This window comes from Buttiauxella sp. B2, assembly GCF_006376615.1.
In the GTDB taxonomy this organism is placed as follows: domain Bacteria; phylum Pseudomonadota; class Gammaproteobacteria; order Enterobacterales; family Enterobacteriaceae; genus Buttiauxella.
Window position 1 is genome coordinate 280,862 of record NZ_VEXQ01000001.1, and the last position, 25,646, is coordinate 306,507.

Annotated in this window: 26 protein-coding genes and 2 pseudogenes; 12 read left to right on the forward strand and 16 right to left on the reverse strand. The window is 48.4% G+C overall.

The genetic code is table 11. The features are described from left to right. Nucleotides 1–30 precede the first annotated feature (30 nt). Nucleotides 31–1,011, reverse strand: coding sequence for a transcriptional regulator EbgR (gene ebgR / locus FH968_RS01475; protein WP_139876614.1), 981 nt, complete (start codon nt 1,009–1,011; stop codon nt 31–33). A 208-nt stretch (nt 1,012–1,219) separates the two neighbouring features. Between ebgR and ygjJ the strand changes: the two genes are divergently transcribed. Continuing rightward, nucleotides 1,220–2,290, forward strand: a complete 1,071-nt coding sequence (gene ygjJ, locus FH968_RS01480) for a protein YgjJ (protein ID WP_305038332.1) — start codon at nt 1,220–1,222, stop codon at nt 2,288–2,290. A gap of 9 nt (nt 2,291–2,299) precedes the next feature. Continuing rightward, nucleotides 2,300–4,672 (forward strand): alpha-glucosidase, encoded by a 2,373-nt coding sequence (gene ygjK / locus FH968_RS01485; RefSeq protein ID WP_139876616.1) that lies wholly within the window; start codon nt 2,300–2,302, stop codon nt 4,670–4,672. 47 nt (nt 4,673–4,719) lie between these two features. On the opposite strand, the gene FH968_RS01490 is transcribed toward ygjK, so the two are convergent. Next, nucleotides 4,720–4,971: a GlsB/YeaQ/YmgE family stress response membrane protein gene (locus FH968_RS01490; protein WP_139876617.1), complete on the reverse strand. Its 252-nt coding sequence runs from the start codon at nt 4,969–4,971 to the stop codon at nt 4,720–4,722. A 231-nt stretch (nt 4,972–5,202) separates the two neighbouring features. Between FH968_RS01490 and FH968_RS01495 the strand changes: the two genes are divergently transcribed. Beyond that, the gene (locus FH968_RS01495) at nt 5,203–5,934 is read left to right on the forward strand and encodes a flagellar brake protein (RefSeq protein WP_139876618.1); all 732 of its coding nucleotides are present in this window, start codon (nt 5,203–5,205) and stop codon (nt 5,932–5,934) included. A gap of 92 nt (nt 5,935–6,026) precedes the next feature. Here the strand turns inward: FH968_RS01495 and emtA are convergent, their stop codons facing one another. Next, nucleotides 6,027–6,635, reverse strand: coding sequence for a membrane-bound lytic murein transglycosylase EmtA (gene emtA / locus FH968_RS01500; protein ID WP_139876619.1), 609 nt, complete (start codon nt 6,633–6,635; stop codon nt 6,027–6,029). A 104-nt stretch (nt 6,636–6,739) separates the two neighbouring features. Here emtA and ldcA point away from each other — a divergent pair, with 104 nt between their 5' ends. Further along, nucleotides 6,740–7,651, forward strand: coding sequence for a muramoyltetrapeptide carboxypeptidase (ldcA, locus tag FH968_RS01505; protein ID WP_139876620.1), 912 nt, complete (start codon nt 6,740–6,742; stop codon nt 7,649–7,651). Between the two features lie 99 nt (nt 7,652–7,750). Next, entirely contained in the window at nt 7,751–9,481 is a 1,731-nt protein-coding gene (locus tag FH968_RS01510) for a potassium/proton antiporter (RefSeq protein WP_139876621.1), read from the forward strand. A gap of 47 nt (nt 9,482–9,528) precedes the next feature. On the opposite strand, the gene dadX is transcribed toward FH968_RS01510, so the two are convergent. Both dadX and FH968_RS01520 read right to left on the reverse strand, forming a co-directional pair. Continuing rightward, on the reverse strand, nt 9,529–10,599 hold the full coding sequence (dadX, locus tag FH968_RS01515; RefSeq protein ID WP_139876622.1) for a catabolic alanine racemase DadX: 1,071 nt from the start codon (nt 10,597–10,599) through the stop codon (nt 9,529–9,531). A 20-nt stretch (nt 10,600–10,619) separates the two neighbouring features. After that, the gene (locus FH968_RS01520) at nt 10,620–11,918 is read right to left on the reverse strand and encodes a D-amino acid dehydrogenase (protein ID WP_139877227.1); all 1,299 of its coding nucleotides are present in this window, start codon (nt 11,916–11,918) and stop codon (nt 10,620–10,622) included. Between the two features lie 328 nt (nt 11,919–12,246). Here FH968_RS01520 and FH968_RS01525 point away from each other — a divergent pair, with 328 nt between their 5' ends. Then, entirely contained in the window at nt 12,247–13,782 is a 1,536-nt protein-coding gene (locus FH968_RS01525; protein ID WP_139876623.1) for a SpoVR family protein, read from the forward strand. A 64-nt stretch (nt 13,783–13,846) separates the two neighbouring features. Here the strand turns inward: FH968_RS01525 and fadR are convergent, their stop codons facing one another. Beyond that, nucleotides 13,847–14,566, reverse strand: coding sequence for a fatty acid metabolism transcriptional regulator FadR (gene fadR, locus FH968_RS01530; protein ID WP_139876624.1), 720 nt, complete (start codon nt 14,564–14,566; stop codon nt 13,847–13,849). 205 nt (nt 14,567–14,771) lie between these two features. On the opposite strand from fadR, the gene nhaB reads away from it, so the two are divergent. Then, the gene (gene nhaB / locus FH968_RS01535) at nt 14,772–16,337 is read left to right on the forward strand and encodes a sodium/proton antiporter NhaB (protein ID WP_139877229.1); all 1,566 of its coding nucleotides are present in this window, start codon (nt 14,772–14,774) and stop codon (nt 16,335–16,337) included. 143 nt (nt 16,338–16,480) lie between these two features. After that, nucleotides 16,481–17,014 (forward strand): disulfide bond formation protein DsbB, encoded by a 534-nt coding sequence (gene dsbB, locus FH968_RS01540; protein WP_139876625.1) that lies wholly within the window; start codon nt 16,481–16,483, stop codon nt 17,012–17,014. 54 nt (nt 17,015–17,068) lie between these two features. Here the strand turns inward: dsbB and FH968_RS01545 are convergent, their stop codons facing one another. Continuing rightward, a complete protein-coding gene (locus tag FH968_RS01545; RefSeq protein WP_139876626.1) occupies nt 17,069–17,308 on the reverse strand; it encodes a DUF333 domain-containing protein in 240 nt (79 codons plus the stop codon). An 821-nt stretch (nt 17,309–18,129) separates the two neighbouring features. On the opposite strand from FH968_RS01545, the gene FH968_RS01555 reads away from it, so the two are divergent. Next, nucleotides 18,130–18,321 carry a hypothetical protein gene (locus FH968_RS01555; RefSeq protein WP_139876627.1) on the forward strand — a complete coding sequence of 64 codons (192 nt, stop codon included), beginning with the start codon at nt 18,130–18,132 and terminating at the stop codon, nt 18,319–18,321. A gap of 320 nt (nt 18,322–18,641) precedes the next feature. On the opposite strand, the pseudogene FH968_RS01560 reads toward FH968_RS01555, so the two are convergent. After that, nucleotides 18,642–18,882: pseudogene (locus tag FH968_RS01560) on the reverse strand (transposase); the annotation flags it as partial. 672 nt (nt 18,883–19,554) lie between these two features. On the opposite strand from FH968_RS01560, the gene FH968_RS01570 reads away from it, so the two are divergent. Next, nucleotides 19,555–19,758: a hypothetical protein gene (locus FH968_RS01570; protein ID WP_139876629.1), complete on the forward strand. Its 204-nt coding sequence runs from the start codon at nt 19,555–19,557 to the stop codon at nt 19,756–19,758. A 38-nt stretch (nt 19,759–19,796) separates the two neighbouring features. Here FH968_RS01570 and FH968_RS01575 read toward each other — a convergent pair whose 3' ends face one another. The 8 genes and pseudogenes from FH968_RS01575 to FH968_RS01610 form a co-directional block, all read right to left on the reverse strand. Then, a complete protein-coding gene (locus FH968_RS01575; RefSeq protein WP_139876630.1) occupies nt 19,797–19,985 on the reverse strand; it encodes a hypothetical protein in 189 nt (62 codons plus the stop codon). A gap of 118 nt (nt 19,986–20,103) precedes the next feature. Further along, nucleotides 20,104–20,334 carry a hypothetical protein gene (locus FH968_RS01580; protein WP_370451465.1) on the reverse strand — a complete coding sequence of 77 codons (231 nt, stop codon included), beginning with the start codon at nt 20,332–20,334 and terminating at the stop codon, nt 20,104–20,106. Continuing rightward, a pseudogene (locus tag FH968_RS01585) lies at nt 20,312–20,535 on the reverse strand (phage holin). The gene FH968_RS01580 and the pseudogene FH968_RS01585 overlap by 23 nt, the downstream one beginning before the upstream one ends. 144 nt (nt 20,536–20,679) lie before the next feature. Further along, nucleotides 20,680–21,018: a YcgJ family protein gene (locus tag FH968_RS01590; protein ID WP_223271272.1), complete on the reverse strand. Its 339-nt coding sequence runs from the start codon at nt 21,016–21,018 to the stop codon at nt 20,680–20,682. Nucleotides 21,019–21,279: 261 nt separating this feature from the next. Continuing rightward, nucleotides 21,280–21,726: a YcgN family cysteine cluster protein gene (locus FH968_RS01595; RefSeq protein ID WP_139876632.1), complete on the reverse strand. Its 447-nt coding sequence runs from the start codon at nt 21,724–21,726 to the stop codon at nt 21,280–21,282. 89 nt (nt 21,727–21,815) lie between these two features. Next, nucleotides 21,816–22,475 (reverse strand): fumarylacetoacetate hydrolase family protein, encoded by a 660-nt coding sequence (locus FH968_RS01600; protein WP_139876633.1) that lies wholly within the window; start codon nt 22,473–22,475, stop codon nt 21,816–21,818. A 92-nt stretch (nt 22,476–22,567) separates the two neighbouring features. After that, entirely contained in the window at nt 22,568–23,626 is a 1,059-nt protein-coding gene (locus FH968_RS01605) for a lytic transglycosylase domain-containing protein (RefSeq protein WP_139876634.1), read from the reverse strand. Between the two features lie 72 nt (nt 23,627–23,698). Further along, a complete protein-coding gene (locus FH968_RS01610) occupies nt 23,699–23,974 on the reverse strand; it encodes a YcgL domain-containing protein (protein ID WP_139876635.1) in 276 nt (91 codons plus the stop codon). Nucleotides 23,975–24,100: 126 nt separating this feature from the next. Between FH968_RS01610 and minC the strand changes: the two genes are divergently transcribed. After that, nucleotides 24,101–24,808, forward strand: a complete 708-nt coding sequence (minC, locus tag FH968_RS01615; RefSeq protein WP_139876636.1) for a septum site-determining protein MinC — start codon at nt 24,101–24,103, stop codon at nt 24,806–24,808. Between the two features lie 24 nt (nt 24,809–24,832). Next, complete coding sequence (minD, locus tag FH968_RS01620; RefSeq protein WP_034495914.1) at nt 24,833–25,645, forward strand: septum site-determining protein MinD; 813 nt, start codon at nt 24,833–24,835, stop codon at nt 25,643–25,645. Nucleotide 25,646: the final 1 nt, after the last annotated feature.

The following is a 25,646-nucleotide window of genomic DNA, read 5'->3' on the forward strand; positions in this document are numbered from 1 at the left end:
AGAGCGTGCGAATACTACTCATTGATTTTATTAAGATAATGTTGTATCGCGGAGTTGCAACGAGCTGGGAACAAAGACTGAGAGTGGAATGGTACGTTCATCGCGGATACGTTCCATCAGCAGGTTAACAGCTTGCGCGCCGATGGTTTCGGAATGGACGCGCACTGTCGATAACGCCGGATATACAAATCGTGCAGTGGGAATATCGTTGACGCTTATCAGCGCCATTTGCTCAGGAACTTTAATTCCGTTTTCATGCAGTGCACGCAGCACACCAATAGCGATAGAGTCTGTCGCGACAAACAAGGCTGGCGGATAATCATTTGAAGCAGCGAGCATTTTTTTCGCGCACTGGTAACCTGCCTGGCTGCTAAAATCGCCGTAGTAAACATCTTGCGGCTGGACCACGTTTTTACTCAGCCCGTATTCAACAAACGCCCGCTCGCGCTGATCGGCATATTCAGGGTCATCGCGCCCGCCGATAAAACCAATACGCAGATAATCACGGGAGATAAAGTAGTCGATAACTTTCTGGCTGATTTTGTATAAATCGACGCTCACGCAGTCAAAACGCGGGTGGTGGGTGACCCCATCGAGATACACCAGTGGTAAATCCTGCTGTTCAAGTATTGCCTGCGCAGTAGGTTGAGGTTTACCAATTATGAGTAAACCATCGGCTGCTGGCAGCGTTCTGTCGCCTTTGAAGTCATAACAGGAAACCAGCGTGATACCCAGTTTTTCACATTGCGTTTCAATACCATAACGCATAGCCAGATAATACGGATCGTTGATTTCCAGCTCTTGGCCATGGGTATAAACTGCGGCAAAAGTCATGCGCAGGCTGGCCTGGCGTTTGGCGCTGGGGACTTTATATTCCAGCCGTTCAGCGGCTTCGAGGATTTTCTGGCGCGTCTGGCTTTTTACACTCAGCGTGGGATCGTCATTCAGTACACGCGAAACGGTAGCCACAGAGACCTGGGCTGCCTGCGCGATTTCCTTCAAAGTTGCCATAACATCCCAATAATCATCAGATGAAAACAATAGCTTAATGGCACAGGCGTGGCGTGTATAGCCCTTCGTTTAACCTGCCATGATGCAATTTGAAGTTGTGACCGAGTTATCGCTTTACTGATTCAAGTGTATATTTTAGTAAATTTTTAACTAGTATGTGCGCCATTACGCTAACTGAGAATAGCAATAACAACAAAGAATGGACTTCATGGTTAAAATTTTATCTTGGGCACCGCTAGTTTTATTGCTTTCCCCTTTAGAAACGCTGCTGGCAGCAGAAACCGTTGTACCGGCTGAACATGAAACCCCTGTTACCCCACCAATACTGACAACCAAAGACGGCGAAACGGCATTGCGTTTTTACGGTGAGATGGGGCTAGGCGGCAGTGTTTACCTCAATGGCAACGATAAGCATAAATACAGTGACGGCACCTACATTGAAGGCGGTCTGGAGGTCAAACATGGGAACTGGTTTGGTCTGCTTTATGGCGAAGGCTGGACCGTTCAGGCTGACCATCAGGGCAATGCGTGGGTACCGGACCATAGCTGGGGTGGCTTCGAGGGTGGCATCAACCGTTTTTACGCGGGCTACCGCACTGATAAAGGCACCGAATGGATTTTAAGCGGACGCAACGATTCATCACTGGATGACTTGCAATGGTGGGGTGACTTCACGCCGGAATATGGTTACGTGATCCCTAACACTCGCGATTTAACCTATGCCGCCAAAGTGCAAAACCTCACTGGCGATTTTCGCTACAGCATCACCGCAGCTCCAGAAAGCCGCGTTGACGAAAGCAAAGCTTGGCTACATTTCGGTAAATATGACCGTTATTCAGATAAATACACTTATCGGGCGATGATCAACGGCTATCTTCAATACGACATTCAGAAAGATTTAACACTGCTTAACGGGCTGGAAATCACCGATGGCACTGGACAACTCTATTTGCTGGGTTTACAGAGCAAACATCTGGCGGGACGCGTTTGGCACCACACAGGTAAAGGTGATGGATATCACCCTGGGAGTGAAAGCGGGATGATGCTCAGCGGTATGGTTGAACCGAGCAAAGGGCTTTATTTGTCCACCGCGTGGAGCTATGCAAAGCACCTGCTGGATAACGCTGAAGACCAGACCACCTCTTATGCGCAGTTTGGTATCTGGTACGAATATTTCGACGGTAAATTTGCCACCGCGCTGGACAGCCGTTTTTATCTGCATAACAACACCACGGATGCCAGCAACTCGGTATTCCTGATGCAATATTTCTACTGGTAAGGACACAACATGAAACCATTATTCCGTCTTGCTCCACTCGCAGCCGTACTGGTACTGGCTGGATGTAAAACCGCACACCACGACACAACAGCGTTAAAAGCCAACGATTATCAAAACGTGATTGACCGTACCGGTGCACCACACGCGATGCTCGATTACGATTTTGATGAGCATCAGCGTTTTAACCCGTTGTTTGATGACGGTGCATGGCACGGGCATTTATTACCGGCAAGCAGTGAAGGAATGGGTGGGTTCCCCGGCCCTGCACTGCTGACCGAAGAATACATCAACTTTATGGCGAACAATTTCGACCGTCTGAGCGTGTATAAAAATGGCCAGAAAATCGCTTTCACTATGCAGGCGCACAGCATCCCGGGCGCGCTTATCCAGACACTGACCGCACCGGGTGTGACGGTGAAAATGACGCTGCGTTTTGTTACTTCACGCACCTCATTGCTGGCGACAGAAATCACTACTGATGCACCACTAGAACTAGTGTGGGATGGAGAATTACTTGAGAAATACCATCTTCAGGAACAGAAACCGCAATCTGACCAAACCATTGAGCAGGCTTTCCCTGGCTACACACGCACACTGCATGCCACCGCCGACGGCCTGACCGTGAACTTTGGTAAAGTGCGCGCAGATTCTAATTTAATGACCTCTGGCGAGTCCCAGTACCAAATCCATAAAACCCTGCCAATGAGCACGCAAATCGACGGTCATCGCTTTGTCGCTAAGGCGAAAATTGACGGTTCAACCACGGTTTATACCACCTACTCTCATTTGCTAACGGCAACCGAAGTACAAAAAGAACAGAGCAAGATTGCCGATATTCTCAAAAATCCGCAGCCGTACCTCATGGCTTCGGAACAACGCTGGGAAGGCTATTTGAAAACAGGTTTGAATAACCCGGATGCCACAGCTGCACAAACCCGAGTCGCAGTAAAAGCGATTGAGACACTAAACGGTAACTGGCGTGGTGTTGCCGGTGCCATGAAATTTGATTCTGTTACACCATCAGTAACCGGACGCTGGTTCTCAGGCAACCAGACCTGGCCGTGGGACACCTGGAAGCAGGCTTATGCCATGGCGCATTTCAACCCGTCGGTTGCCAAAGATAACATCCGCGCTGTATTTGCCTGGCAAATTCCGGCTGACGACCCTGTTCGCCCATGGGACGCAGGTTTTGTGCCGGATCTTATTGCTTATAATACCAGCCCAGAGCGTGGCGGCGATGGTAGTAACTGGAATGAACGCAACACCAAACCGAGCCTTGCGGCCTGGTCTGTGATGGAAGTCTACAAAACTACGGGCGACAAAACCTGGCTTGAGGAGATGTATCCACATCTGGTGGCCTATCACGACTGGTGGCTGCGCAACCGCGACCACAACAGAAATGGCGTGCCTGAATATGGCGCAACCCGTGATAAAGCACATAACACACCTGACGGGAAAATGATCTTCACCGTGAAACGTGGAAACAAAGAGCAAAAGATGGTGGGTCTGGATAACTACAACCGTATATTGCGCAGCGGGAAGTATGACAGCATTGATATTCCAGCTCAGGTCGCAGCGTCGTGGGAGTCCGGGCGTGATGATGCAGCCGTATTTGGCTTTATCGACCCAGACCAGTTGCAACGTTATCTGGATAAAGGCGGCAAACGCGAGGACTGGCAGGTATTGTTTGCCGAAAACCGCGCGCCTGACGGCACACTACTGGGTTATTCGCTATTACAAGAGTCGGTGGATCAGGCCAGTTATATGTACAGCGACAGCACCTGGCTGGCAGAAATGGCGCAGATCCTCGGTAAACCGGAAGATGCGCAGCGGTTTAACCAACACGCTAAAAAACTGGCCGACTACATCAACACTTGTATGTTTGATGATGCTACCGGCTTCTATTACGACATCCGTATCGAAGATAAACCGTTGGCAAATGGCTGTGCAGGCAAACCGATTGTTGCGCGAGGCAAAGGACCTGAGGGTTGGTCGCCACTGTTCAATGGCGCGGCGACCCAGGCACATGCTGATGCCGTGGTGAAAGTCATGAAAGACCCGAAAGAGTTTAATACTTACGTGCCGCTAGGCACCGCAGCGCTGACCAATCCGGCATTTGGAGCGGATATTTATTGGCGCGGGCGCGTGTGGGTAGATCAGTTCTACTTTGGGCTGAAAGGAATGGAGCGTTATGGTTACCGTACTGACGCCGTGGAAATGGCCAACCGGTTCTTGGCCCATGCAAATGGCCTGATGACCGATGGCCCAATCCGTGAAAACTACAATCCACTTAATGGTGAGCAACAAGGTGCACCGAATTTCTCCTGGAGTGCTGCGCATCTTTATATGTTGTACAACGATTTTTTTACTCAGAAGCAGTAAAGCAAAACGGCCTCCAAATTGAGGCCGTTTTATACGTCATCTAATAATTAACGTCGAACCATGCGGTAAATAATCAGGACAATAATGGCACCTGCTACTGCGACAAGGAAGCTTGGCAGGTTAAAGCCTGTCACGCTGCCTCCAATATGAAGAAATGTTGCAACCCAACCACCCACAACAGCACCGATGATCCCTAAAATACAGGTCACGATAAAACCGCCGCCATCTTTACCAGGCATAATTAGTTTTGCGATAACACCTGCTATCAAACCGAAAATAATCCAGGCCAGAATACCCATGTTGAACGTCCTCTTCATTATTGTGTGTGGTAACAAGTCAGAATCCACATCAATTTGGCAGTGGGTTCTGTCTGTCGGTACGCTAAGTATAATCAAGTGTTAGAAAAATGTGACCAACATCACCAGGCTATTGAATTATCGAGCTTAAAACCTTGAGATTTATCTTAAGTTTTTTATTTTTCTGCCGATAAACCTGCTTAACGCCTTCTAAAACACAACATGGACCTGGCCTTGAGTAACTATAACGAGCAGTTTCTGAAACAAAGTCCACTGGCAGTATTAGGTGTGTTACGTGATCTGCATAAAAACCAGGTGCCTATTCGTCTTAGTTGGCCATCAGGGCAATTTATCAGCAAGATCCTTGAGGTCACTGCTACGGGTTTGATTATGGATTTTGGAAGCCAGGCCCAGGAAAATCTGGCCGCGCAAAAGGCACCAAATATTCAATTCACAGCAGAAACCGAAGGAGCGAAGGTTGAATTTATTTTGCCAAAAATACAGGCCATAAATTACCTGAACTTACCCGCTTTTCACGCCCCACTCCCCCCGTCGTTGTGGTTTGTGCAGCGTCGTGAATATTTCCGAATCACAGCCCCGCTTCAGCCTTACTATCACTGCAATACGGCGCTACCGGACGGCTCCCCATTCGAGTTCAGACTTTGTGATTTGTCGTTAGGTGGCATGGGTGCGTTGCTTGACGGACCACTGCCGGAAGGATTGAAAATCGGAATGCGCTTTTCACAAGTTGAGATGGATTTGGTGCAATGGGGTAAGTTTCACTTTGATATGCAGTTGATAACGCTCTCGGAACGAAAAGTTATCGACAGCAAAAATCAGACGATAAGTACCCCTCGCCTGAGTTTCCGCTTCCTGAATGTTAACCCAGCAGTTGAGCGTGAATTGCAGCGAATTATTTTCTCACTGGAACGCTCAGCGCGTGAGAAGGCTGGCAAGGTTAAATAATTTTGGGGTGAATTAACCCCAGTCACTTACTTGAGTAAATGACTGGGGTTTGTGAGTGTAACCAACACACCTGCCGCTTGAAACATGGTGAGTTACATGGCGTTCAGCGCGCGCGACACCTTATACAAATAGCGCGGTGCCTGAGGTGCCGGGTGGTTCTTAGCGATATAGTCGTAAAACTCATCTGGGCTTAGGTCATTGATCTCATCAATAGCCTTTTTGCGATCGGACGAAAACGTCCTTAACAACGCACCAGCACCGTTGGCGTAAGCCGCCAGTAATGCATATTGCATGGTTTGCGGATCTTCAATACCGGCCAGTGTGCCGTGCTCCAGGATGCTCAAATATGCCGTACCAATCGAGATATTACGCGCCGGGTCTTTTAACTCGCTGGTTGACGGCTCGCCGCCCCAACCCAGATGGCGATACACATCTCTGCCCGCTGTTGAGGCTTTAATCTGCATCAAGCCTACAGCGTTGGATTTACTGACAAGCGTGGGGTTACCACCTGATTCCACAGCAATGATAGCCGTAACGACTCGCGGGCTAACGCCCCACTCTTTTCCTGCCTGTTCGGTTATCGGCATCCATGTTAATGCGCGTTGTACCGGTTTTGTTGGATCCCACTCAGGTTGTTTTGTGGTGTGACTTGAACATCCAGCTAAAAACAGAACCAATACAATCAGCCATCTTATATTCACGCATCTATCCTTTTATGACTTACCAATATTCATCACCGCCAGACGGGTGACAACCACCGTTGATAGCGGCATGATAACCAATTCACTTTCTGCAAGGAAATGCCATGTCCACGATTCGTTTGATTGCCCCTTCAGGTTTTTGTGTAAATCAGGCTGCGGCTGCACGCGGGATTGAACGCCTGAAAGCCTCTGGTCATCGGGTAGAAAATCAATCTGTGGTGACACGCCGCTTCCAGCGTTTTGCTGGAACTGACGAGCAACGCTTGGCTGATATTCAGGATTTATCCGTACTGCCAGCAGAGTGCGATATCGTTCTGGCGGTACGTGGTGGCTACGGGGCGACGCGTCTGCTTGAAAATATTGACTATTCACGCCTGGGCCATGCGTTTCGTGAACATACGCCGATTATTTGCGGACACAGCGATTTTACAGCTATCCAGTTAGCCCTGCTTTCTCAAACGGGTGCGATTACTTTTAGCGGGCCTATGCTTGCCGGTAATTTTGGCGCAGAAGAGTTAAACAGCTTTACCTGGCAGCATTTCTGGCAAGCCATTACCGAACCGAAATTCACCCTTAATTGGCAAAGCCCAACGCCTGCCTGTTCAGCAAAAGGCACACTGTGGGGGGGTAATCTCGCCATGCTGGTATCGATGATGGGTTCACCGTGGTTAACGGCAATTGATGGTGGCATTTTGGTGGTTGAAGATATTAATGAGCACCCTTTCCGCGTCGAGCGCTTATTGCTACAACTTCACCACGCCGGGATTTTAGCGCGCCAAAAAGCGCTAATTCTTGGTAGCTTCAACGGTGCAACGTTAAGCGATTATGACGAAGGCTATGATTTCAATGAAATGTGCCAGATGTTGCAGCAAAGACTGTCTATTCCCGTGTTGTGCGGCTTGCCATTCGGTCATGAACCGGAAACCGTCACACTGCCATTGGGAGCTTACGGAGAACTGCATCACGATGGGCAAACTGCCAACCTGACAATCAGTGGTCATCCAGTATTGAAGTAAAAAAGTAAAATAACGCGCTCAGATAGCACGATGAATCAATGATTTCCGTGTTAAAATTTGTCACACGAATAGATACAAGCGCAAAGGAGAAAGATAATTTTGGACGCAGGGGCGATAGTCAGTCTGTTTATTTTAGGTTCCGTACTGGTAACTTGTAGCATCTTATTGAGTTCCTTTTCCTCGCGTCTTGGTATCCCCATCCTGGTTATATTCCTCGCTATTGGCATGTTAGCGGGGATTGATGGTGTTGGTGGTATTCCTTTTGATAATTATCCTTTCGCTTATCTGGTCAGTAACCTTGCGCTGGCGGTGATTCTGCTTGATGGCGGGATGCGTACCCAGGCCAGCTCGTTTCGAGTCGCACTCGGCCCCGCGCTTTCACTCGCCACCGTTGGCGTTCTTATCACGTCAGGCTTAACTGGCATGGCCGCCGCCTGGCTGTTTAACCTCAATTTGATTGAAGGTTTGCTGATTGGCGCTATCGTCGGCTCAACCGATGCCGCAGCAGTGTTCTCATTACTGGGCGGTAAAGGGCTGAACGAACGTGTTGGCGCAACGCTTGAAATTGAGTCTGGCAGTAACGACCCGATGGCTGTGTTTCTGACCATCACGCTCATTGAGATGATTCAACAGGGGCAAAGCGGCCTGAGCTGGATGTTCCTGGTGGACATCATCCAGCAGTTTGGCCTGGGGATTTTGCTTGGCCTAGGCGGCGGTTATCTGCTGCTGCAAATGATCAATCGTATTACGCTGCCACAAGGCTTATACCCATTGCTGGCGTTAAGCGGCGGGATTATGGTGTTTGGTATCACTACCGCGTTAAACGGTAGCGGTATTCTGGCGGTTTATCTTTGTGGTTTCTTGCTGGGCAATCGCCCTATTCGCAGCCGCTTTGGTATTCTACAAAACTTTGACGGGCTGGCGTGGTTTGCACAAATCGGCATGTTCCTGGTACTAGGATTGCTGGTTAATCCATCCGACTTGCTGCCGATTGCTATTCCTGCACTGCTTCTGTCTATCTGGATGATTTTCTTTGCTCGTCCACTGTCTGTCTTTTTGGGACTGCTGCCGTTCCGTGGCTTTAATCTACGCGAGCGTGTGTTTATCAGTTGGGTCGGATTACGCGGTGCAGTACCGATTATCCTCGCCGTTTTCCCGATGATGGCCGGGCTTGAGCACGCCCGCCTGTTCTTCAATGTTGCGTTCTTCGTGGTACTGGTATCGCTGTTATTACAAGGCACATCTCTGAGCTGGGCGGCAAAAAAAGCCAAGGTTGTGGTGCCGCCAGTAGGCTGGCCAGTTTCTCGCGTGGGGTTGGATATTCATCCGGAAAACCCGTGGGAGCAGTTTGTTTATCAGCTTAGCGAAGATAAATGGTGTATCGGTGCCGCCCTGCGCGACCTGAAAATGCCGAAAGACACGCGGATTGCCGCTCTGTTCCGCGACAATGTTTTGCTTAACCCCAGCGACCGAACGCGTTTGCAAGTCGGTGACGTGCTGTGTGTGATTGGACGTGAACGTGATTTACCCGCGCTCGGTAAAATGTTCAGCCAATCGCCGCCTGTGTCGCTCGATCAGCGTTTCTTTGGTGATTTTATTCTCGAAGCCAATGCACAGTTTGCAGATGTCGCCACTATTTACGGACTTGAGCTGGATGACAGCGTGAATACGCATCAAACACTAGGTGAATTTGTGGTTAGCATGTTAGGCGGTGCGCCGGTTGTCGGAGACCAGATAGAATTCGCTGGTATGATCTGGACCGTCGCCGAGAAAGAAGATAACCAGGTGCTTAAAATCGGTGTACGCGTCGAGAGCGAAGAAGCTGAGTAATTTTAAATAAAGACCGGCGGGAAACCATCCGGTCTTTATTATTACGTCTAGCGCGTCACAACCGGCACTCTGGACGCCAGTGCACACATCAATTCGTAACCCACCGTACCAGCTGCATGGGCCACATCATCAATTTTCACCTCGTTCCCCCACAGCTCAACTGGGCTCCCGATCCCCGCTTGCGGGCATGGCGAGAGATCAACGGCGAGCATATCCATGGAGATAGCCCCCACAGTGTGCGTCAGTACGCCATCCACACGAACTGGCGTGCCGTCCGGAGCATGACGCGGGTAACCATCAGCATAGCCACAGGCGACAATCCCAATGCGTTGTTCGGCATTGGCGCGATAACGGCTACCGTAGCCCACCGTATCACCCGGTTTAAGGTTCTGTACGCCAATAATTTCGCTTTGCAGGCTCATTACCGGCTGTAAACCACTAGTAGCAACATCGCACCACTGGCCAGTCGGAGAGGCACCGTACAGCACAATTCCCGGGCGAACCCAGTCGAAATGTGCTTCCGGATGCCATAACGTTGCCGCCGAGTTAGCAAGTGAACGCGGACAATCCAGCCCTTCCGCCGCTTGCTCCACTCGTTTCATCGGCTCAACAATGCCATCCGTTTGTTCGGCATCAGCAAAGTGCGCCATCAGCGTTAACTGCCCAACGTTAGTGATAACCCGCAGTTGCTGCCAGATGGAATGCACACGCTCGGAGCTGAAACCCAGGCGGTTCATTCCACTGTTCATCTTCAAATAAACGTCCAGTGGCGCCTTGAGTTTGGCATTCGCTAAGGCCTTCACCTGCCAGTTGCTGTGCAGACTGGTGGTTAGACGATATTGGTCAAACAACGGTAATTCATCAGCGTGGAAGAAACCTTCGAGCATCAAAATCGGCCCCTTCCAACCGCGTTCACGCAGCAAGATGGCCTCTTCAATATTCAACATGGCAAAACCATCGGTTTCACGTAGTGACGACCAGATACGCTCCAGGCCATGGCCGTATGCATTCGCTTTAACAACTGACCAGACACGCGAATGGGGTGCAGCCTGACGAACGACGTTTAAATTATTACGCAGCGCGCTGAGATTAAGCGTTGCAACAACAGGACGGGACATTGTCCTCTCCTTGTTTGAAATTAGTTATGAGCGTTATGAAGACGCTGTGAACCTGTCGGCCTGAAATCGGGGGAGTAACGTGCAACCGAGAGATCGTCAAAGGGAATCGCTGGCGTTCTTCCTGAAATTAAATCGCTCAACATCTGGCCTGAACCACAGGCCATCGTCCAGCCAAGCGTGCCATGCCCCGTATTAAGCCACAGGTTTTTGAACGCCGTGCGGCCTACAATTGGTGTGCCGTCCGGCGTCATTGGACGTAAGCCAGTCCAGAATGTTGCCTGTTCAACATGCCCACCGCGTGGATAAAGGTCGCGAACCACCATTTCCAGCGTTTCACGACGCGGCCGCAGTAATTCTGTATTAAAGCCGACAATTTCTGCCATCCCGCCGACACGAATGCGTTGATCAAAGCGCGTGATAGCAATTTTGTATGTCTCATCGAGAATAGTCGAAACAGGTGCGCCTTGCTCGTCGGCGATAGGGATGGTCAGCGAATAGCCTTTGAGAGGATAGACAGGAATATCAACGATATTTTTCAGTAACCCGGTCGAATATGAACCGAAGGCAACCACATAAGCATCGGCCTTCACCACTTCTTTACCGCACTGAACGCCATAAATATTTTGGCCTTCATAGAGCAAACGGTCGACAGATGTATTGAAACGGAACTGAACGCCCGCCTCGGCAGCCATTCGCGCCAGATTTTGCGTAAACAGCTGGCAATCACCAGTTTCATCATTGGGTAAACGTAAGCCGCCCGTCAGTTTATGAGCGACTTCAGCCAGTGCAGGTTCGACTTCCGCTAAACGGCTGGCTTCGAGTAATTGGTATGGCACGCCAGCATCTTCGAGTACCGCGATATCTTTGGCGGCATTTTCATATTGCTGCGCGGTACGGAACAATTGCAGTGTCCCGCCCTGGCGACCTTCATATTGGATGTTGGTGGTGTGACGCAGTTCTTTCAGGCAATCACGGCTGTATTCTGCCAATCGCACCATGCGACCTTTATTTTCCATATAATGACGCATGTCGCAGTTACGCAGCATTTGCAACATCCACTTCAACTGGAATTGTGTCCCATCAAGGCTAATGGCCAGCGGTGCGTGGCGCTGGAACATCCATTTTATGGCTTTGAGCGGAACACCGGGCGCCGCCCAGGGTGCCGCATAACCCGGTGAGATTTGCCCGGCATTTGCCGCACTGGTTTCCATTGCCGGCCCAGCTTCCCTGTCGATAACCGTGACATCATGCCCTGCCTGGCGTAAATACCATGCACTGCTGACACCTACAACGCCACTTCCCAGCACCACAACACGCATAACCATCCCACCATTTAGCTAAAAGAATAATCTTCTGATTACAAATTGATAACTCAGATGAAAATGTTATTCAACATATGGCTTTGTTATAGTGACTTTCCTCACATCCTGACCTGATATAGCGGGACTGTGATAATTAGGATCTCCTACGCGTGAAGATATTATCGCCAGCATATTATGCTGCTTACATTGAAAAAACCGGGGCATTGAAATCAGTAAATCGCGTGGAAAATATTTTGCTGGCAGCAGCTAACTTTCAGGAGTTGTCTATTCTTGAAAGTGAGGCTTTCCATTCAGAGAGAGCCGCGAACAAGTAAGGGGCGCGCTGATGGCTATTAATACTGATTCCGCCATAAAGAATTCGAAACGTCTGAGTGATGGACCTGACTGGACATTCGAGCTGCTTGATGTCTATCTCGCAGAGATAGACCGTGTTGCCAAACTCTATCGACTGGACACTTATCCTCATCAAATTGAAGTGATTACTTCCGAGCAGATGATGGACGCCTACTCAAGCGTCGGGATGCCGATTAACTATCCTCACTGGTCATTTGGTAAAAAGTTTATTGAGACGGAGCGACTTTATAAGCATGGGCAACAAGGACTGGCCTACGAAATAGTAATTAATTCCAACCCGTGTATTGCGTATCTGATGGAAGAAAACACTATCACGATGCAGGCTCTGGTTATCGCCCATGCCTGTTATGGGCATAATTCCTTCTTTAAAAATAACTATTTGTTCCGCAGTTGGACTGATGCCAGCTCGATTATTGATTACCTGATTTTCGCCCGGAAATACATTACCGAGTGCGAAGAGCGTTATGGTGTAGACGAAGTGGAACGTCTGCTCGACTCGTGCCACGCCCTGATGAACTATGGCGTTGACCGCTATAAGCGTCCGCAAAAAATTTCGTTGCAAGAAGAGAAAGCCCGGCAAAAAAGTCGTGAGGAGTATCTGCAAAGCCAGGTGAATACGCTATGGCGTACATTGCCACGCCGTGAAGAAGAGAAAACGGTTGCTGAGGCGCGTCGTTACCCTTCTGAACCGCAAGAAAATTTGCTCTATTTTATGGAGAAAAATGCGCCGTTGTTAGAACCCTGGCAGCGTGAGATTTTGCGCATTGTACGTAAAGTCAGCCAATATTTTTATCCGCAAAAACAGACCCAAGTGATGAACGAAGGTTGGGCGACATTCTGGCACTACACCATCCTTAATCATCTGTACGATGAAGGAAAAGTGACAGACCGCTTTATGCTGGAGTTCTTGCATAGCCACACCAATGTGGTGTTCCAGCCACCGTACAACAGCCCGTGGTACAACGGAATCAACCCGTATGCACTCGGGTTTGCGATGTTCCAGGATATCAAACGTATTTGCCAGTCGCCAACCGAAGAAGACCGCTACTGGTTCCCGGATATCGCAGGGAAAGACTGGCTGGAGACACTGCATTTTGCGATGCGTGACTTCAAAGATGAGAGTTTTATCAGCCAGTTCCTGTCGCCGAAGCTGATGCGTGACTTCCGCTTATTTACCGTGCTGGATGACGACCGCAATAACTATCTGGAAATTGCCGCGATTCACAATGAAGAGGGCTATCGGAAGATACGTGCAGAGCTTTCTGCGCAATACAATCTGAGTAATCTGGAGCCAAACATTCAAGTCTGGAATGTCGATTTACGTGGCGATCGCTCGCTAACATTGCGTTATATCCCGCATAATCGCGCGCCCCTGGATAAAGGCCGTCGTGAAGTCCTTAAACATGTGCATCGTCTGTGGGGCTTTGACGTAGCACTTGAGCAGCAAAATGATGATGGTAGCGTTGAATTACTGGAACGTTGCCCGCCAAGGCTGAACAGTCTGTAGGCATAAAAAAACGCTTCCTTCGGGAAGCGTTTTTCGTTTTGCAACGGGTAATAAAAATGCCAGATTAACGGCTATGCATCGCCAAATCGCCCGGTAAATTTTTCTGCATCCGATGCCAGATTTCACCACTCTCGCGCCCGTAGGTACGAACGGTATCAAACACCTGATCATGCAACCCTTGTTGGCAAATTTCTGCCAGTCGGTGATAAAAACCTAACGCCAGGCTGCGCGCTTCCGGACTAGAGAAATAATGACGTCCGATGCGGGTATACAATCCTTTCATTCCATTGAGGATTAACCCGTAAATCGGATTGCCAGAAGCAAAAGCCAGACCGCGGAAAATGCTGTAATCCAGCTTAGCAAATGCATCAGCGTGGTCTTCAACACTGTTCGCTGTAGCCAGAACTTCTTGCGCCTGGTCCGGGTGCTGACGAACAGCCGTACGAATAAAGATCGTAGCGATGTTAGTTCGCACCGACAGCAAGTTGTCAATCAATTGCGGCACGCTATCGTGATCGAGGCGCGCTAGTGTTTCCAGAATGTTTAAACCGGAGGTTTCCCAGAAGTTATTTACTTTGGTCGGTTTGCCATGCTGAATCGTTAACCAACCATCACGCGCCAGACGCTGAAGCACCTCGCGCAAAGTGGTTCGGGTCACGCCAATGAGCTCGGATAATTCGCGTTCAGCCGGAAGAATTGTTCCAGGTGCGAAGCGGTTATTCCAGATACTCTCGATAATGTATTCTTCCGCGAAACCCGCTGGGCTCTGCGCCTTAATGACCATAGTATGCTTTCCATTACACAGGTTTTGCTAAAGAGACTCATCATACCAGATGCCATGCGGCGCAGGTAGCGGCGACAAGTATCAAATATGGAATCGTGGTTTAATTTTGCATGAAATCACACAACCAAAGATTTTCCGATGCTTTGATTGATATAATATGCACGAGTCACCTGAAAACCACTTAATGGAGAATGAAAATTCAACGATGGAAATGTCTACCGGACGTGCGCTTTTTCGCAACTTTTTAGGTCAATCACCGAGTTGGTATAAACTGACTTTGCTGACTTTTTTAGTGATAAACCCATTAGTTTTTTGGTTTGTAAGCCCGTTTATCGCAGGCTGGATGTTGGTGGCAGAGTTTATTTTTACTCTCGCCATGGCTTTGAAGTGTTATCCGTTACTGCCAGGCGGCCTACTGGCCATTGAGGCGGTGTTCGTCGGTATGACGACCCCCGATCATGTGCGTGAAGAAATTGCCGGAAATCTAGAAGTACTGCTGTTACTGATCTTTATGGTGGCGGGTATCTACTTCATGAAACAACTTCTGCTGCTAGTCTTTACCAAGCTCCTGCTGGGTATTCGCTCGAAGATTTTACTGTCACTCTCTTTCTGTCTCGCAGCCGCATTTTTGTCAGCGTTTCTGGATGCCCTTACTGTCGTCGCGGTAGTGATTAGCGTAGCAGTAGGCTTTTACGATATCTATCACCGCGTCGCGTCTACAGGCGAACTTGAAGATGATATTCAGGATGACACGAATTTTGATTCAGACAATCGCGGTACGCTTGAACAATTTCGCGCTTTTTTACGTAGCCTAATGATGCATGCGGGTGTCGGTACTGCACTTGGCGGCGTGATGACGATGGTCGGTGAACCACAAAACCTGATCATTGCGAAAAATGCCGGTTGGCATTTTGGCGATTTCTTCCTGCGTATGGCTCCCGTTACTATTCCGGTGCTGATTTGTGGATTACTCACCTGCATGTTGCTGGAATCCACTAAGATCCTTGGTTACGGTGAAAAACTGCCTGAGAAAGTACGTGGCATTTTGCAAGACTACGATACCAAAAGTGCCCAAAAGCGAACCCGACAGGATCGCGTTAAGCTGGTAGTTCAGGCGTTAATCGGTGCCTGGCTAGTGGTAGCACTAGCGCTGCATTTGGCCGAGGTTGGGTTAATCGGTCTGTCGGTTATTATCTTCGCTACCGCTCTGTGCGGGGTGACTGATGAGCATCAGATTGGTAAAGCATTTACCGAAGCTCTGCCATTCACCGCCCTGCTGACTGTATTTTTTGCAGTTGTTGCTGTAATTATCGACCAGCATCTGTTTACACCAGTCATTCAGTTTGTACTGCAAGCCGAACCCCATTCACAGTTGGCATTGTTCTATTTGTTCAACGGTATTTTATCGTCAATTTCCGATAACGTGTTTGTCGGCACCGTTTACATTAACGAAGCGAAAACTGCGCTCACCAATGGGATTATCGATCTCAAACAATTTGAGTTGCTGGCAGTGGCGATTAACACCGGAACCAACCTGCCGTCTGTTGCTACACCTAATGGCCAGGCTGCGTTCTTATTCTTACTCACCTCAGCACTCGCGCCTCTGATTCGTTTGTCTTATGGCCGTATGGTTCTGATGGCATTGCCGTATACATTTGTACTGACTCTCGTCGGCTTGTTGGGCGTTGAATATACTCTCGTCCCAGCGACTGAATGGATGGTGCATTCAGGGTGGATTTCTTCACCCGTGATGAGTGTAATACCGCATTAAGTTAAATTAACGGGCAGCTTGCTGCTCGTTTGCTTTTTTGTCTGATAAACATCCGATTAGCGCGTTATTTTGATGTGCCTACTAGCGCAGAAATCGAATTCGTTTACACTGCCGACTATACGCATGTTGCAGGGAAACTGATTATGTTGCGATATTTAAACCAATGCTCTCGCGGGCGCGGTGCCTGGCTTCTTCTGGCAATCACTGCCTTTGCTCTGGAAATGGTAGCATTGTGGTTCCAGCACGTGATGATGCTGAAACCTTGTGTGATGTGTATTTATGAACGTTGTGCACTGTTTGGCGTTATGGGTGCAGGAATTGTCGGTGCAATTGCACCAAAAACACCGTTGCGTTACGCAGGAATTGCGTTGTGGCTTTATAGCGCCGGGAAAGGCCTGCAGTTGGCATGGGAACATACTATGCTTCAACTCCACCCATCACCTTTTGTGACCTGTGATTTTGCCGCACGTTTCCCAAGCTGGTTGCCGCTGGATAAGTGGCTTCCGCAAGTGTTTGTGGCAACCGGTGACTGTTCCGTACGCCAGTGGGAATTCCTGTCGTTGGACATGGTGCAATGGTTAGTTGGGGTATTTGCCGTGTTCCTGCTTATTGCCGTATTGGTGTTGATTGCTCAGCCTTTCAAACCCAAACGCCGTGATCTGTTCGGTCGTTTCTAACAGCACTTCGAGACAAAAGTAAAAGGCCGCTAACTTTCGTTAGCGGCCTTTTTGTTATTTGTGGTCACGACGATAAAGTTTCCACTCATCGATTCGTTCACCACCAGGCAGTATGCAGTCAGCACTTTCGCCTTGCGTTGTAGTGACTTTTACTGAATGCCCACCTTTTTCTTTGCAGTAAACTGCTGCAGGATTCGGCATGCCGATAACCTTCGGGGGTTCAGGTGCAGTAAGTTCACTACTTGCGCAACCACTTAGCATCAACACTCCGAGCAGTAACATTGTTTTTTTCATTATTCCTCCGGTCAGGAGGTGAATGTTAAAGCGTGAGAGCGGTGAAAGCAAAGATATGAGGCGTTAGCGGGCTGCTACGTTTACGTGATTTTGATGAATCGCATTCATCGAACGATGTAGGGCATGCATCCCTGATTTACAGAAGATACAAACAGCGCCATGGGGATTTGTTTCTCGGACATCGTATGGGGAGGTGCGATACTGTGAACCGCCGCATGACGGACACTTAAATGTTAAATACTGGATAAAAACCTACTCTTATTTATTATTGAAAGAACAACGTATCATAAAGATTTGTCTTTGTACGATTTATTTTCGTACTCTTTCATAATGCTGGTGGTTTAGTCTGCCCACTCAGGTTTGTTGAGGATAGGCTCCTGTTACTAACGGGGTTGTGATGAAGTGAGATGCAAGTGGGCATATAGCCATACGAATCGTATCCCTTCAGTGGTTTTGAATTGTTTCGCGCTAATTTTTTGCTCCCTATATACCCCATTCGTTTTTCGTAGATCCCCTGCTCTCCCCAGGAAATCATGTAGCTCTATACTTTCAGTTCAACTGGAGGTGCCTATGTGCGGACGTTTTACTCAAATTGAATCCCGTGATGACTATCTGGCTGCAATCAGCCGTCTGGCTTCAGTATGATGCTAATGCTCATTTTGACTAAACTATCCGCCATACCGTTACTTTCAGGGTTGTCACCTCTGTTGCCTCCGGATCCACACTCAGCACTTTTTGCAATAAGTCCAGTAGCACGTTCTGGTATGAATTAATCAGGCAAATGGGATTGATGTATAAAATTATGCTTAAGGATGGTCATAATGAGAGATGACGTGTTACATGTTGCCAGTATGGATGAAATTGTCAGGGAGTACCTTAGCCAACACCAGAGTGGCGATATATCGTATCAGCTGGCGCTTGAGTCTGCTGTCGTGGAACTTAGCCAAAAAAACAGAGAAATGAAAGCGCGCCTGATGGAATATTATCTGGTTCATAGCGCTAGAACTAGTTAAGGAGTCAGCATGAAGTGGAATAAACATCTGCCGATACGAAACCTTATCCTACTGGTTATAATAGCCTCAGCTATTATCTGGCTTTTTTTACCCTGATACCGAATATCCCCTTAACAAAGGGTAAAGGCCATCTGTTTAAGATGGCCTTATGGTGATTCGTAAAAGGTTCCTATGCAGCTGGCTTTTGTGATCACACTGGTTCGGCTGGGTCGATTTTTGTCAGCTCGTAGCGATAGATTCTGAAATTGGCCTGCCCCTAGGATTAGATAGAACGCTCAGTGAATAATATCGGATCCTTCACTCTCAGAATTGCCCTTTCTTCAGCCCGCTGCAAACTCAAAGAGCGTCAGATAACTCAGCGTGGAGTGTGGGCGACACTCGTTATAATCTTTACGCCATTCACTGATGATTTTCCTGGCATGGATGATATCGCTAAACCAATGTTCATTCAGGCATTCATCACGAAAGCGTCCGTTAAAATTCATTCTGTGTCGGCTTGCCGGGCTGGATAAGCCGCAGCTCCACGCCATGCTCATAAGCCCACTGGTCAAGCGCTCTGCAGGCACGACATTGCGGCAGAGTTCACGGGCAGAAACCCCGGCTTCAGCCTCGCGGAGAATACTGATGATCAGTTGGTTGGAAAAACGCTTCTTCATCGGGATGTCCTCGTGTGGCTTATGAAGTCATTACTAACATCGGGGTGTACTAATCAACGGGGAGCTGGTCACACACTCAGTGTGTCTATGCTAAAAATCGTATTGGCCATCGTCGTAAATCAGAATTTTATAAATTGCTATACTTTAATAGCCACACACTTACTGAGTGTTAGCCATGAAACTATCACGATCTTCTTCATGTATCGTCCTCGCGTTGCTTTGCATAGCTTCATCTTATGTAGCAGCAAACTCTCTGCATACGCAGGCCGAGAGAGAAAGTGAATTAAGCGCCTCCCTTGTGGTTGGCCATGGTGTGACAATGGGGAGACATGATGACTTTGGTTTTGAAGACCACCTGTTCAACCCCGGCAGGCCTGGAGCTGAGTTCTTTCAGGACAACCCAGCCCGACCAGGGTCTGGATTCATGCTAAATCAACCCATCCGCAGATGAGCTTTGTAGTGAAGAGCCGTTGTGAAAGTGGCTCTCGGAGAGTGAAATACTCCTGTTCAATGATTTTTGAACCATACTTACCACAGACATATTCACTTTCTGGTTTATCCAAAATAGGAGATATGTATGCAGTTAGTTGGTGATAGGTCTTTTGTGTCTTCCCGGGATTTAGATTTTCTTGCATTCAGCTTTGCCCGGATGCGCTCTCTGGGTAGATATCTTTGCACGGATGCAATAACAGGAAATATGGACGAAGATTGCAGAGCGAGGTTCCTGCGGCATTATGCGAATTGCTATGAACAGCTACAGGAAAACACAAAAAAAATGTAATCATTAGCCGGGTGGCGACAGCTACCCGGCCCCGCCGTTTACAACAGCGCTTTGTACCAGGCTTGCCAGCGATAGATGTTGAGCCGCAATTCCCTTACGCACTCAGCAGTTTCTTTGTCGGCTATTAGCTCGCCGTCAGAGTCTGCGGCCGCATTACTTATTCGGCACGGTGGCGTCATCAAATCCTGCGATATTATTGGCAACGAGCACATTGATGTGATCAACATGAGAACGCCGGCCCATACCCCAAGAGCAGGTGATAATCGTGGTCTGAAGCGGGAACGCTAATACTGCTTCACTTTTGCCCCCATATGCAGGCCGTATGCTCGGCTTCGCGCCGTGTCATCAGGCCTTTACACTGCACACCGCCAGCGAACGTCCAGCGCCGACGTTATAAGTGAATGAGTAGAAGGTGGCGCGGGTCGGCTCAAGAACAGGAACTTTAATCAGCGGGTCAATCGCAGCGGCTAGCTTCTTCAGGCCATCTGCATTACCCAGCATCACACCAGCCAGTGAGATAGCGCTGGCACCGCCAACAATGGCAGCAGCCAACTTATTTCTCATTGCCGGATTCATTCTCGCTCCGGTCGTTTCGGTTATCTTCGCGGATACAGAAATAGAGATTGGTTAAATAGATCAGCACAGCCACGACTATACCGACCAGCACGCCGATGGCATTCCACTACTCCTGGCTATATGCATTAAGTTGCCGTACAGGATGTTCCCGGCAGAAGCGCCATAATCGGCACCTGTCGTTATCTTTTCCATACGGTAAATACTCTCGCCTCTCCTGATTGCAGATGCGGGGTAATGGGCATAAAAAAAACCGGCTAATGCCGAGGCTATGCATAAAGGATTTCCGGTCTTTCCAGGTCAATTAAGGAGCCTCACTCAGGGCATCCAGGTGAGTAAGATTCGTGCTTATTTATTCGGTTCGAACAGCAATCTCGTTGTCTCGGGGTCAACAGCTCCGCTGCGCTTTCCATCCACGCCGTAATAACGATCTTTGCGGCATAGCTTTTCCTTTACATCACAGAAAATGCCATTAGCGAAAGTGAATTCACTGTGGTCAAAATCCCCCTGAGACATCAGTTGCTGGCTTCTTTTTTTGTCTAAATATTTTTCGGTAAGCAATGCCGAAATACCACTCTTATCAGCGCAAACATATTTATCACACACAACACCAGGCGCGGGAGATTGTAGTTTCTGTTTTGCTTTGGCCGCATGGGCGGTAGTTGTAACAAAAGCCAAGGATAACATTAGTACAATCAGTGAATTATTCATTGTTACCTTCATTTGATCGGAATTTTTAGCGGTCAGTCGGTATCGAACCCCGTACCTACAACACTGAAGGTCGCTTGCTCTTCATGTCGAGCAGATGGTTTACAACGTTTACGGAAAATGGATGAGTGATAACAAGGGCGATCAGGTGAGCATTCTGACGCTAATTTTAATGCAGATGTCCCACACATAACCCAGGTAATATCTCAGCAAAACAAAAAAACCTTTCAAATCAACGAATCAATCGGCCCACTCAGGTTTATTGAGGATATGATCCTGCCAGTCACGTACTTCTGACTCTTTCACCGCAATATGGCGTACAGAAATACGTTCGCCGTGCATTGCTGCTTTCGAACCAGTAAGCAAAGGGTGCCATGTTGGCAAGTCTTTGCCTTCGGCTAACAGGCGATAAGCACATGTGTGCGGCAGCCATTCAAAGGTCGGAAGGTTATCACGAGTCAGCTTGATACAATCTGGCTCGTACTCAAAACGGCGCGTGTAGTTTTTGCACTGACAGGTTTTGATGTTTAATTGCTTACAGGCGACGTTGGTGAAATAGATTTCATCCGTGTCTTCGTCCATCAATTTATGCAGACAGCACTGACCGCAACCATCGCAAAGAGACTCCCACTCCGCATCACTCATTTCGTCAAGAGTTTTGCACTGCCAGAACGGCGCTGTTGTCATGATGGTGTCCGGTAATAAAAAAACAAGCGCACCTTATAAACAGTCTGAGCCGCAGATGCAAGTTTTGCCGCCAGCTGGCGGCAAATAGATTATAGAACGCGAGTGGTCAAACTGCGATTGGCGACGCTCACTTCCAGCTCATCACCACTTACTAAAGGCCCCACACCTTCCGGTGTTCCGGTGAGGATGACATCACCCGCTCGGAGGGTAAAGAATCGACTCATATAGGCAATCAGCGGAACAATTTTGTGGATCATATCGGACGTGCTGCCTTGCTGGCGCACTTCACCGTTGATCTTCAATGCAATCGGGGAGTTTTGCGGGTCGCCACTAAATTCATTAACAGGGATAAAGCCGGAAATTGGACAAGAATTATCAAACCCTTTAGCTTTTTCCCACGGCTGGCCTGCTTTTTTAAGTTTGCCTTGTAAATCACGCAGCGTGAGATCAAGCGCCACACCATAACCGACGATGGCTTTGGTCACATGTTCTTCCGTTGCCTGTCTCAGCGTCGAACCAATCAGAATCGCGAGTTCTACCTCATGATGAACCGAACCAAATTCCTGTGGCAAAACCAGTGGCTTGCGAATATCACACAACGCGCTTTCTGGTTTGATGAATAACACTGGTTCATCGGGCGTCGCACTACCCATTTCTTTGATATGTTTTGCGTAGTTGCTACCTACGCACACTACTTTGCTGACCGGAAAATCCAGCAGCGCACCCTGCCAATTATGATGCTGATACATGCCTTTCCTCTGCGTCGTTGTGTTAATTACATTGTGTTTGCTGTATTTGATACTAGAGAAAAAATTCCCGGCTGAACACAAGCGAGTGTGCGTTATTGTGCGATAGCGTCCGCCATCGCACCGATGCTAATCGCAAAGTAGTAAGAACGGTTCCAGTGCATGATAGTACGGAAGTTATTAAAGACGAGGAATGAACGCCCAAGGTTATCATCCGGGGTAATAATCCAGGATTTTTGAGTAGAGGCAGGCTGTTGGGTTCCTGCTTTAAATGTGACCCCCAATTTTTGCCACTGACTAACCGTTCTGCCCTGCTCTGTTTTAGTGCCAGCAAGCATGCTGTCGAAACCTTCAGGTAAGACAATTTCTGTGCCCCAACGACCATCTGCTTTCCAGCCTTCGGTTTCCAGGTAGTTGGCTGTTGATGCAAAAACATCGCTGGTGTCCTTCCAGATATCGATTTTCCCATCACCGTCACCATCTGCGCCGTAGCGCAGATATGAACTCGGCATAAACTGATTTTGCCCCATCGCACCCGCCCACGAGCCTTTCAATTCATCCTTGGTAATATGGCCCTGGTCGAGGATCTGCAAGGACGCCATCAGTTCTTTAGTGAAAAACGCTTCACGACGACCTTCAAAAGCCAGTGTCGACAGCGCTGAAATGATGTCTTCTTTACCCTGAATTTCACCAAAATGACTTTCCATTGCCCACAATGCAACAATGTACTGGCTTTGCACGCCGGTACGTTGGCTTATCGCATTTAATTCATTTTGATGTTGTTGATACTGGATACGTGCTTGTTCAATCTTCTGCGGGGTAATGACGCGAGCAAGATATTCATCAAGCATGATTTTTTTTTCGAGTTGGTTTTGGTCAGATTTTATGACCCGATCAACAAAATGGACGTTGGCGAATGCGCTATTGATGGTGCTATCACTTATCCCTTGAAGTCTGGCTTGTGCTTTGAGGGTTTCGATATAAGCGGGAAATTCATTAGGGTCGCGCCCTTGCTGTGCGAGTGTTGTTGCCGCAGACTGCGAAGCTTTAGGTGGGTTAACAATGGATTGCGTCTGTGCCCCCAAGGGCGAAGCTGTATAACTGCCAAGCATTAAGGCGATGACGGTTAAACAAATTGCTGGAGTATTCATCATTTTCCCCGCGGTTATTTGTTCTAATTACCATCGCCCTTTATGCCCAGGAAAGATTGAGTAGTAGTCTGAAATTTATTTTTTCGGACTATTATCGAGATGCATTTTTAACAAACTTTCAGGCGGCGGCGGTAATTGTAAATAATAGCCGACATCTTTGAGAGCTTGTTTTACTTTATCAAAATCAGCATTAGCCAGTTTTTTACTCCCATCAAGCGGCAATATCATCGCCAATTGAGGTGTACCAAAACCTTTCATCAATTCTTCAGGTACGCGAGAGAAATCGTCTTTTTTTTCGACATAAAGATAAGTCTGGTCACGTTTGCTACTTCTGTAGATCACACAAAACATTTTTTTTACTCTATTTTCGCCAGATGGTGGCTTGCCTGAATATACTGGTGACTATAACATGCCAGATGTACTTCGGAATATCGTCCCACACGGGTGGGGATTAAAACTGAATTGAGTAAGGCCAGGATGTCAAACACGCCAATCGAGTTAAAAGGCAGCAGTTTTACCTTATCAGTGCTTCATTTACATGATGCACAACCCGAGGTGATTCTCCAGGCCCTTCAGGACAAAGTATCCCAGGCACCAGCTTTTCTGAAAAATGCCCCCGTGGTGGTGAATGTTGCCAGCCTCGATGGTTCAGTTAACTGGAAGAAAGTCCAGCAAGCGGTGGTTTCTTCCGGTTTGCGAGTAGTCGGTATAAGCGGTTGTAAAGACGAAGCGTTAAAGAAAGAAATTGAGCGCGCCGGATTACCCCTACTGACTGAAGGGAAAGAAAAAAATTCACGTACTAAGGCCGCATCTGTTGAGGCCGTAGCTCCTGTCGAACCTATTGTTAACCCGATCACAAAAACGCGATTGATTGATACCCCGGTTCGTTCCGGCCAGCGCATTTATGCACCAAACTGTGATTTGATTATCACCAATCACGTCAGTGCCGGTGCAGAACTTATCGCTGATGGTAATATTCATGTTTACGGCATGATGCGTGGCCGTGCTCTGGCGGGTGCCAGTGGCGATCGTGATGCACAAATATTCTGTACAAATCTTGCTGCTGAGCTGGTCTCAATAGCGGGTGAATACTGGCTGAGTGAACAAATACCAGCCGATTATTATGGGAAAGCGGCACGCTTGAGTTTGGCCAGTGGTGCTCTCTCCGTTCAATCTTTGAATTAAGCCCTTTTAACAAGGAATTCCTTTATGGCACGCATTATTGTTGTTACATCGGGTAAAGGGGGCGTCGGTAAGACCACGTCCAGCGCGGCCATCGCTACGGGTTTGGCCCAGAAGGGAAGAAAAACCGTCGTTATCGATTTTGATATTGGCCTGCGTAATCTCGATTTGATCATGGGTTGCGAGCGTCGTGTAGTTTATGACTTCGTTAACGTTATTCAAGGCGATGCCACGCTAAACCAGGCGTTGATCAGAGATAAACGCACCGAGCAGCTATATATTCTCCCGGCATCACAAACTCGCGATAAAGACGCCCTCACCCGCGAAGGCGTGGCTAAAGTACTCGAAGACCTGAAAAATATGGACTTCGAATTTATCGTTTGTGATTCCCCTGCGGGGATCGAAACAGGCGCATTAATGGCGCTCTATTTTGCTGATGAAGCGGTAATTACTACCAACCCTGAAGTTTCATCAGTACGAGATTCGGACCGAATTCTGGGTATTCTTTCTTCTAAATCTCGCCGTGCAGAAAACGGTGAAGCACCGATTAAAGAACACCTGCTGTTAACTCGCTACAATCCAGGCCGTGTAAATCGCGGCGACATGCTAAGCATGGAAGATGTGCTGGAAATCCTGCGCATTCCATTGGTCGGGGTTATTCCTGAAGATCAATCTGTTCTGCGCGCTTCAAACCAGGGTGAGCCGGTCATTCTTGATCAGGAGGCTGACGCAGGTAAAGCTTACGCAGATACCGTTGAGCGCCTGCTTGGCGAAGATCGCCCTTTCCGCTTCATTGAAGAAGAGAAGAAAGGCTTCCTCAAACGCCTTTTCGGAGGATAAG